Genomic DNA, 9,918 nt, shown 5'->3' on the forward strand with positions numbered 1-9,918 from the left:
AGGTGGATGAACACGGAGATTACAAATTAGAGAACGTGAAGGGGAAATAAGCCCAGAAACTCCTGTTATCCTGTTATATATAACGCTCACTTCTTTTTATTGTATTGTAAAGTATACAAGTATAATATTTCTTTGGTAAAGCTTTCTTTTTGAAAGAAAGGTTTTTATCATTCTAATCTGAGACACTTAACTTTACTTTTAGTAATCCACTATGATCACTTCAATGCAAGATTATAATTATAAAGCTAAAGAGAAGCGATGGTATCAACTGCCTGTGGACGAGGTTTTTGAAGCGCTTGGATCACGCCCTGACGGACTCAGCACCAGTGAGTCAAAAGCAAGGCTCGAGATATACGGTTATAACGAGTTGAAATTTAAGAAGCGAAGCATACTCGCACGGTTTATTATGCAGTTCCACAGCGCTTTGATCTACATCCTGCTCGCTGCTGCTATCATTACCGGCATCTGGAATATGTGGATAGATACTGCGGTTATTCTTGCTGTGGTCTTAGCTAATACTATAATAGGTTTCGTTCAGGAGGGAAAGGCAGAGGGTTCGGTGGAAGCGCTGAAAGGGATGATGACGCCTGAGTGCACCGTGCTCAGAGACGGCAATAAGAAGAATATACCTGCACGTGAATTGGTTCCTGGTGATGTAGTTCTATTAGAAGAGGGAGCCAGAGTGCCCGCGGATTTGCGACTGTTCTACACAAAGAACATGAGTGCTGATGAAGCCACACTCACGGGTGAATCAGTTCCAGTAGTAAAGGATGTTGCACCAATCCCTAAGGCAGATGTAGCTCCTGCCGATCAGCGTTGTATCGCTTTCAGTGGTACATTCATCACACGGGGTTCTGGACGTGGCATAGTAGTGGCAACTGGGGAACATACGGAGATAGGGCGAATCGCGAAACTTATGAAGGAGACACGAAAGATCACCACCCCATTAATGCAGAAGATGGCGGACTTCACACGCTTGTTGGTCATTGCAATCGTAATAATAGCAGCTATTGCTTTTTTACTGGGTGTATTATTAGGGTTTCCAATTGTGTATTCCTTTCTTGCATCGGTATCCTTAGCGGTTGCTGCGATACCTGAGGGGCTACCTGCTATAATGACCATAAACTTAGCCTTCGGTGTAACCGCGATGGCACATAGAAACGCGCTTATAAAACGATTACCTGCCGCAGAAACCCTCGGCTGCACTACTGTTATCTGCACCGATAAAACAGGGACTCTCACAATGAATCAGATGACCGTATCAAGGATATATAGTGGTGGGAAAGAGTACAGGGTGAGCGGTGTGGGCTATGAACCTTCGGGCGAGTTCATTCTTGATAATAGAGTGATTAACCCGGAACAGGGTAGTAAAGAGCTGATAGAGACTTTAAGAGCTGGTTTCCTTTGTAATAGCGCCTCGCTCGTTATGAATGAAGAAGGAGGTTATGATATCATAGGTGACCCCACAGAAGCTGCTTTGCTTGTCTCTGCAATCAAAGCCGGTATTACCACATCCACATCCACACGCTTCACACAACTCGACGAGATACCTTTTATGGCTGAACAGCAGTACATGGCAACTCTACACGAAGGTATCACGGATAAGGGTAAGGATAAGGATAATGTGATCTATGTGAAGGGCTCGCCGGAGCGAATATTAAAGATGTGCCGAAAACAGATGGTAAACGGCACCAACAGACCTCTACGGGAGGAGGAGAAGAAAGAGATACTGGCTAAAGCAGAAGAGATGGCAGGAGAAGCTCTGCGAGTTCTGGCTATGGCATATAAGCCCGTGTCGAAAGATAAGCATACGCTCAACCCCGAGGATATGGTTGACATGACGTTCCTTGGTCTCCAGGGGATGATGGACCCGCCCAGGGAGGAAGCAATATGGGCTATACAGCGATGCACGCGGGCGGGAATCAGAGTAGTAATGGTCACCGGAGACCATGAGCAGACTGCAAGAGCGATTGCACGACAGTTAGGAATAAACACGGATGACGTGCTGACTGGCGAGGAGCTATCAAGGATGAGTGATGACCAATTATACGAAGTTGTAGATAATGTCTCGGTCTATGCTCGTGCTGCACCGGAACATAAGTTCAGAATAATCGAGCAGTTACGCAGGAGGGGGCATGTTATCGCCGCCACGGGCGATGGCGTGAACGATGCACCAGCATTGAAAGCTGCTGATATTGGGATAGCAATGGGAATAACAGGGACCGAAGTGAGCAAAGAGGCTGCCGATATTATTCTTACCGATGATAACTTCGCCAGCATCGTTGCTGCGGTGGAGGAGGGTAGACATATCTTTGAGAACATTCGGAAGGTCATTCTTTACACACTTCCCACAAATGGGGGTCAAACCATGCTGATATTGGGCGCTATACTGCTGGCACCGTTCATACCACTATTCAATCCTCTCTCCGGAGGCAGGCTACCACTCGAGCCTGTGCAAATCCTGTGGATAAATCTGGTGGATGCCGTGGTGCTCGCACTGCCCCTTATCAAGGAGCCAAAGGAGAAGGGACTGCTCGAAAGACCGCCCCGCAGCCCTGAGGAGCGACTAACTGATAGCCCTTTCTTCAAGAAGGTTGGGATTGTATCACTGGTAATGGCACTTGCTGGATTCGCGATATATTATTACTATGGCATACACGCTGGTTCCCCTATGGAACTGACGCGGGCGCAAACCGCGGCATTCACTACTATAATGCTGGTTCATATCTGCTACCTCTTCACTGCACGGTCAATAACCGAATCGGCATTCAGTTTCAGTCCGTTCTCAAACAAATGGGTCATCATCGGTGTCGCAGTAGCACTCGGACTGCAACTTACAATAATCTATGCCCTACCATTACTCGGCATTAACCCGTTTAGAACTATGCCATTACCTGCCGGGTGGTGGATTCTTATGATTTTAGTGGCACTTCCGATGTTCTTCATAATAGAGTTCGAGAAGTTCCTGACGAGACGATTGAAGAAATGAATGATGAATGTTACAACTGCTACAGCCTTACCAATTTCACATCTATGATATTAGGTACCTTCTTTATCTCTTCTATCGGCTCTATACCGACGCTGCTGTCCACATTTAGTACCATGACCGCTTTGCCTCCTACCTTCTCACGTCCAACCTGCATACCCGCGATATTTATATTGTGGTCACCCAGGATAGTGCAAACAGGTCCTATCACTCTCGGCTTATCAATAAAGGAACAGATGAGCATGAAGCCAGAGGGGGAAGCATCTATGCGATAGTTATCCAATCCCACTATCCTGATGTCCCCTTTACCAAATAGCGTACCTGAAACTGTCTTGCTTAGTCCACCTCCGGCATCACCACGTGTTCTCAGTGTCAGTGTGATCATTGATGAGAAGTTCTCAACCTCCTCGCTCTTGCTCTCTGTAACTTTTATCCCAAATTTCCTCGCTATCGCCCATGCGTTCACATAATTCACCCCATCGGTGAACCACGATAGAAAACTCTTCAACATCGCTCCGGTAATTAACCTCGTATCCATGCTCGCTACCCCTAGCTCACCCTCGTACGAAGCATTAAACGCCTCTATTCGACTGGTCTTTGGCATGAGCTGTGCACTCAGTCGCCCCAGCTTCTCCGCCAGTACCAGATACGGCTTTATCACGCCCATTAACTCCTCTTCCACGTATATCATGTTCACTGCATTTCGCACCGGTTTATTCTCCAGTGCTCTTATCACCTCATCCGCAATGACAATAGCAGCAGCTCTCTGTGCCTCCTCCGTTGACGCGCCCAAATGTGGTGTGACTATAACCGAATCAAGCTTGAGTAAATCGCTATCCATAGGTGGTGGTTCCTGTTCAAAGACATCAAGGGCAGCACCTGCTACTTTGCCACTCTTTATCGCTTCTACCAGTGCATTCTCATCTATTATACCGCCACGAGCACAATTAATAATCCTAACACCTTCTTTCATCTTTTCAAACTCGTCCTTACCGATGAGATGATATGTATCTTTCATCAATGGTGTGTGAATTGTGATGAAATCAGAAATAGATAGGACTTCAGAGAAGCCCATGAGTGAAACACCAAGCTCACCTGCTTTCTCCTGTGATATAAAAGGGTCATAAGCGACAACTCGCATCCCAAGCCCTTTTGCCCTCTTCGCTACTTCTCCGCCCACTCGTCCTAATCCTATTATGCCCAATACCTTACCGTTCACCTCTACCCCCATATACTTCTTCCTTGACCATTCACCTGATTTCAACGATTGATTTGCAGCGGGTATCTTCCTCGATAGGCTGAGCAGCATTCCTATGGTATGTTCCGCTGCCGATATCGTATTTGCACCCGGAGCATTCACCACCATTATCCCCCGTTCCGTCGCCGAGTCAACATCTATATTATCCACTCCTACTCCCGCTCGACCTATCACCTTCAACTTGGTACCTGCTTCTATCACCTCTCTCGTCACTTTCGTACCACTGCGTACAATTAAGGCATCATAACCCGCAATACGAGCTTTTAACTCCTCTTCGCTCACTCCCACCTGAATTTCTACATCTCCAAACTCACGCAGCTTCCTTATACCCTCCTCTGAGATATGGTCTGTTATTAATATCTTAGTCTCAGCCCTTTTGTTCTCTTTCTCTTCCATTGCTCATACTCATTGCTCCTGTTTGTCTCTATGCCTATTTATAACAAATGAGGATAAGTAAAATATGTAATATGTATATGTTGTGGATTAGAATTAATAGATGCATAGACGCACTGATGGTTGCAGTTGCAGGTTGATGATCACCGAAGAATTGATAAAGGAAGTAACGGTAACAATCTTGAGTAAGGCTGAAACGAGCTTGCCGGGAGATGTAAAAGAAGCATTAGCTCGTGCATACCACGAGGAGACGGACGAGATAGCAAGAGTGCAGTTGAAGGCAATGCTTGAGAATGTAAAACTCGCAGAAGAACTCCATAGACCTTTATGTCAGGATACGGGCATTCCTCTCTTCTTTATTAGGCTCGGTCATTGTGATAATATCTCACTTGTGGATATCGAGCGTGGTATAAGAGCGGGTGTGAAGGAAGCAACAGAGGCAATCCCCCTGCGACCGAACGTGGTGGACCCAATAACAAGGAAAGGAGAAGGTAACACAGGCAACGGTATACCGCATGTGAATTACGAAGTTGCGGATACGGAGATAGAGGGGCTTGAGATAACTGCATTCCCGAAAGGCGGCGGTTCTGAGAACGTGAGTGAATTCAAAATGCTAACGCCCGTGCGGGGTCAGGGGCAGGAGCTTGAGCGAGAGCTGAAGGATTTTGTACTAGATGCAGTACTCAGTGCAGGGGGTAAACCCTGCCCGCCCACAATCATCGGTATTGGCATAGGTGGCTCGGCAGATATGGCGATGTGGCTCGCAAAGGCTGCGTTACTACGCCCTGTTGGCTCCCGACACCATGATGCAGAGATTGCGCGAATAGAGCGTGAGCTGTTGGATGCCGTGAATAGCCTGGGTGTGGGTCCTATGGGGCTGGGCGGTAAAACTACAGCGCTTGACCTCCACATAAAAACCGCTGATACTCATATCACAAGTCTCCCGGTTGCGATTAACTTCCAGTGCTGGTCTGCCCGTAAAGCGTCTGCGAGGATATATCCTGACGGTACGGTAGAGTATCTATAATCTATAACAGCAACAGATAATCTAATATTACCATGAGTATGAGAATAAGTGTTGCCGTGGCAGGAGCAAGAGGGCGAATGGGCTCTCAGATGGTGAAGAGTATCGTGGCTAACCCGGCTATGGAGTTAGTAGCAGGCTTCGACCACGCGGGTATTGGCACTCAGCTTGCACCAGGGGTGGAGATATCGAGCCCGACAGAGATGGATGAGGTACTGAAAGAAGTAAAGCCTCTTGTCCTCGTTGATTTCACGAACGCCGATGCTGCGGTAGAGAACGTAAAAGTCGCTGCTCGTAATAGAGTCAAGCTGGTTATTGGCACTACAGGCTTCTCTGATGCTCAGTTTGACGAGATTGAAGCAGCTATAAAGGATACCGTACCTGCCATTATCTCACCTAACTTCTCCATCGGAGTGAATATCTTCTGGCGGCTGGTTGGTGAGGCAGCGAAGCTTCTTCAACCCTATCACTACCATGCGGAAGTCATAGAGATGCATCACGCGCATAAGAAGGATGCACCAAGTGGCACAGCGAAGAAAGCAGCGGAGATCATCGCTCGTTATATGGGCATGGACACAGGCACAGGCGAAGAACACTTCGTTTATGGCAGGCAGGGCATGACCGGTGAGAGAACTGAGGAGGAGATTGGTATACATGCGGTTCGTGCAGGCGACATCGTTGGTGACCATACAGTATTGTTTGCAGGCATAGGGGAACGGTTAGAGCTGACACACAGGGCTAACAGCCGTGAAGCCTTCGCTCAGGGCGCATTAAAAGCCATCGAATGGATAAGCACGAAAGAGGAGTGCGGACTATATACAATGGGGGACATGATGCGTGAACTGGTATGGAAGAGCAAGAACTGATTGATAAGATAGTAAAAGGGGAATTGAAGTTCCATGAGCTGGATAAGTATGTTGAGCGTAGCATGGCGGTGGAATTGAGGCGACATGCTCTTGAAATCCTCACCGGTGAGAAGTTAATCAATATAAGTAAGTTCTCACTTGACATTGAGAGAGCGGAGAAGGCGAACATAGAGAATCTCATTGGCGTTGCACAGGTACCCATGGGTGTTGCTGGTCCCCTTCAGGTCAGAGGGGACTATGCCAGTGGCTCTTACTATATCCCGCTCGCAACGACCGAAGGAGCTCTTGTCGCATCTGTCAACAGGGGTTGTTCCGCAATAAACAGGTCAGGTGGCGCCCTCTCTTTCATCTTGCATGACGGTATGGCACGTGCTCCGGTATTAAAGGCACGAAATATCGCTCATGCACGTGATGCTCTTGAATTTATAAACCATAACCGTGCGAGGGTGAAGGAGATAGCAGAATCAACTTCACGATTCTTAACCCTGGCTGATATTCAGAGCTGGCTCATCGGTCGTAACCTGTTCATGCGGTTCGTTTATAAAACCGGTGATGCTATGGGCATGAATATGGCTACAATCGCTACTGATGCGGTTATCAAGTTTTTAGAGTCCGAATTGGGACTGGAGCATGTATCGCTCAGCGGTAATGTGTGCGTGGATAAGAAACCTTCGGCATTGAACCTGCTCATGGGCAGGGGTAAGACGGTAATTTCAGAAGCACTACTGAGCCGTGAAGCGGTAACAGAGGTATTGAAGACCACACCAGAGGCGATGGTTGAACTGGTATATCGAAAGTGCTGGATAGGGAGTGCCTTAGCTGCCTCTTACGGGTTCAATGCGCAGTTTGCCAACGTCATCGCCGCGCTATTCATCGCCACAGGTCAGGATGCTGCTCATGTGGTTGAGGGTTCACAGGGCTTCACCACCACCGAACTCACCACTGAGGGAGACCTTCTATGCTCTGTTACTATACCTTCGTTACAGGTGGGCACGGTGGGCGGTGGGACTGCTCTGGGCACGCAAAAGGAAGCACTGGCTATGCTTGGTGTACAAGGTTCGGGCAACCCGCCGGGCGCAAATGCGGCGAAGTTCGCAGAGATCACCGCTGCTGCGGTGCTTGCCGGAGAGATATCTCTTATAGGCGCTCTGAGTGCGAGACATCTCGCAGAGGCGCATCAACGATTGAACAGATAAATAAAACAGACAGAAGCAATAATGGGATGATGATGGGGATGAGTAGGAGATGAAAGAGGAGAGATATGATGTGGTTGTTGTGGGTGCAGGGCCTGCAGGCAGTGTAACAGCGAGAACCGTAGCCAGTCAGGGATTGGAAGTCCTTCTAATCGACCGAAAACAGGAAATTGGTGTGCCTGTGTGTTGTGCCGAAGGTGTTAGTAACGCTGTGGAGCGGTACATTCAGCCAGACAGGAGATGGATTTGTGCTGAAGTTAAAGGCGCCAACATATACAGCCCGGACGGCACGAAGGTCACCCTCTCGGGTTCTAAGATGGAAGAAGTAGGCTATGTGCTTGACCGTAAGGAGTTTGACAAAGCCCTTGCAACCGAAGCAGCCAGTGCAGGTGCTGAGGTACGGGTCAAGACAGAAGCTTATGGCATCATCATGGATGGCAATCATAAAAAAGGCGTATATGTACGCGACATGGATGGAAATACGCGCATCTATGCTGACATCATCGTCGGTGCCGACGGCGTGGAATCAAAGATAGGCAGATGGGCAGGCATTAATACACATTTGAAGCCCTCTGAGTTATGTATCTGTGCCGAATACCTTATGTGCGATATAGAAATAGAAGAGGAGTTCTCTGAATTCTTTCTTGGTGAGAAAGTTGCACCGAGGGGTTATGCCTGGGTATTCCCGAAAGGAGAAAATTGTGCCAATGTGGGTCTTGGAATAGGTGGTGATGTATCAAAGGATAAGCACCGAGCAATAGATTACCTCAGGGCTTTTGTGCATGATAAGTTCCCCGCCGGCGAAGTAATGGCTGAGATTTATGGCGCCGTACCGCTAAGTGGACCGCTCCGTAAGAGTGTCTCAGATGGGCTCGTTCTGGTCGGTGATGCTGCAAGGCATGTTAACCCCCTCACCGGAGGCGGTATCCTGTATGCACTGCAGGCAGCGGAGATAGCGGGCGATGTGATAGCGAAGGCGATACATGAAGGTGATACCTCTGAGGATAGACTCAAGGAATACGATAACAGATGCAGGAGCGAATTCGGAAAACGGCTGGAGACAGCACTAAAAGCAAAAGAGTTCTTCTTCCGGCTATCCGATGATGACCTCAATACACTCGCCCATTCTCTACAGGGCATAAATCTGAAGGAATTATCTACCAGAGCTCTGCTGCTCGAACTAATAAAGCGCAATCCCAAGCGATTGATTGAATTGACTAAGCTAATTTTATAGATATATATCAAGATTATTCATTCTTCATTCTTCATTCGCCGAAATAATCGTGAAAAGAGGGATGGAGATAAAGATAGAAGAGAGATGGCTGAGAGATGCGTTTAGAGCATCCGCAGATGATTTCTTACAACTTATCGAAGCATCAAAGCAGATATTAAAGCATGAGAAGGAATTGAGAGCTGCAAGTGGCATGGTTCGCATCTCACCACAGACTGTGAACCGCATAGTTGTTGTAGGGGATTTACATGGCGATGTGGAAAGCCTCATTCATATATTAAGTGGGTCTGAAGTGATGGATGCCGATAGAATTGTGTTCCTCGGTGATTACGGAGACCGTGGTACGAATAGTGCAGAAGTTTATTATCTGACCTTGAAGTTGAAAGTTAAGTATGGAAGCAGGATAATAATGCTCCGGGGCAATCACGAGGGACCCCCGAACCTGCCAGTCATGCCGCACGACCTGCCCCTCATATTCAATCGCCGATTCGGTGCCGGAAGTGCCGAAATATATAGCAAGATAAGGGAGCTATGGGAGTGTTTGCCACATTGCGCACTCGTGGAAGGTAAATACCTGATGTTGCATGGTGGAATACCGGTAAATGTGACCTCTATCCAGGATATCGAATATGCCACTCCCTCATCGCCTATCTTTGCTGAGATACTCTGGAACGACCCGATAGAAGGTAACGGCTACTTCGATTCCATGCGCGGTGTGGGCATGATGTTTGGCAAGGATATTACAGCGCATGGGCTACGAATAATGGGTGTTAAGACATTGATAAGGAGCCATGAACCATGCGAAGGAGTCCAAATACGTCAAAACGGTAAAGTCCTGACCATATTCTCAAGAAAAGGTCCTCCTTACTTCAATACACGTGCTGCATATCTGAGCATTGATATATCATGCGAAGACGAGCCAATGGATGCACACGCACTGGTACGAACTGCAGCACGAATATGGTGA

The 9,918-nt window shown here is 47.8% G+C and carries 7 protein-coding genes; 6 read left to right on the forward strand and 1 reads right to left on the reverse strand.

Annotated elements, in window-relative coordinates; translation table 11 throughout:
* Nucleotides 1-223: 223 nt before the first annotated feature.
* Nucleotides 224-2,989 (forward strand): HAD-IC family P-type ATPase, encoded by a 2,766-nt coding sequence (locus J7J01_07965; GenBank protein ID MCD6210801.1) that lies wholly within the window; start codon nt 224-226, stop codon nt 2,987-2,989.
* Between the two features lie 19 nt (nt 2,990-3,008).
* Here the strand turns inward: J7J01_07965 and J7J01_07970 are convergent, their stop codons facing one another.
* Nucleotides 3,009-4,640 (reverse strand): phosphoglycerate dehydrogenase, encoded by a 1,632-nt coding sequence (locus tag J7J01_07970; protein ID MCD6210802.1) that lies wholly within the window; start codon nt 4,638-4,640, stop codon nt 3,009-3,011.
* Between the two features lie 100 nt (nt 4,641-4,740).
* Between J7J01_07970 and J7J01_07975 the strand changes: the two genes are divergently transcribed.
* The 5 genes from J7J01_07975 to J7J01_07995 all read left to right on the forward strand — a co-directional run bounded on the left by J7J01_07975 (nt 4,741) and on the right by J7J01_07995 (nt 9,918).
* On the forward strand, nt 4,741-5,664 hold the full coding sequence (locus tag J7J01_07975) for a fumarate hydratase (protein ID MCD6210803.1): 924 nt from the start codon (nt 4,741-4,743) through the stop codon (nt 5,662-5,664).
* A 32-nt stretch (nt 5,665-5,696) separates the two neighbouring features.
* Nucleotides 5,697-6,527 (forward strand): 4-hydroxy-tetrahydrodipicolinate reductase, encoded by an 831-nt coding sequence (locus tag J7J01_07980; GenBank protein MCD6210804.1) that lies wholly within the window; start codon nt 5,697-5,699, stop codon nt 6,525-6,527.
* On the forward strand, nt 6,509-7,723 hold the full coding sequence (hmgA, locus tag J7J01_07985; protein MCD6210805.1) for a hydroxymethylglutaryl-CoA reductase (NADPH): 1,215 nt from the start codon (nt 6,509-6,511) through the stop codon (nt 7,721-7,723). The genes J7J01_07980 and hmgA overlap by 19 nt, the downstream gene beginning before the upstream one ends.
* Nucleotides 7,724-7,772: 49 nt before the next feature.
* Nucleotides 7,773-8,954, forward strand: coding sequence for an NAD(P)/FAD-dependent oxidoreductase (locus tag J7J01_07990; protein ID MCD6210806.1), 1,182 nt, complete (start codon nt 7,773-7,775; stop codon nt 8,952-8,954).
* Between the two features lie 61 nt (nt 8,955-9,015).
* A complete protein-coding gene (locus J7J01_07995; protein MCD6210807.1) occupies nt 9,016-9,918 on the forward strand; it encodes a metallophosphoesterase in 903 nt (300 codons plus the stop codon).

This window comes from Methanophagales archaeon, from assembly GCA_021159465.1.
Lineage (GTDB): Archaea > Halobacteriota > Syntropharchaeia > Alkanophagales > Methanospirareceae > G60ANME1.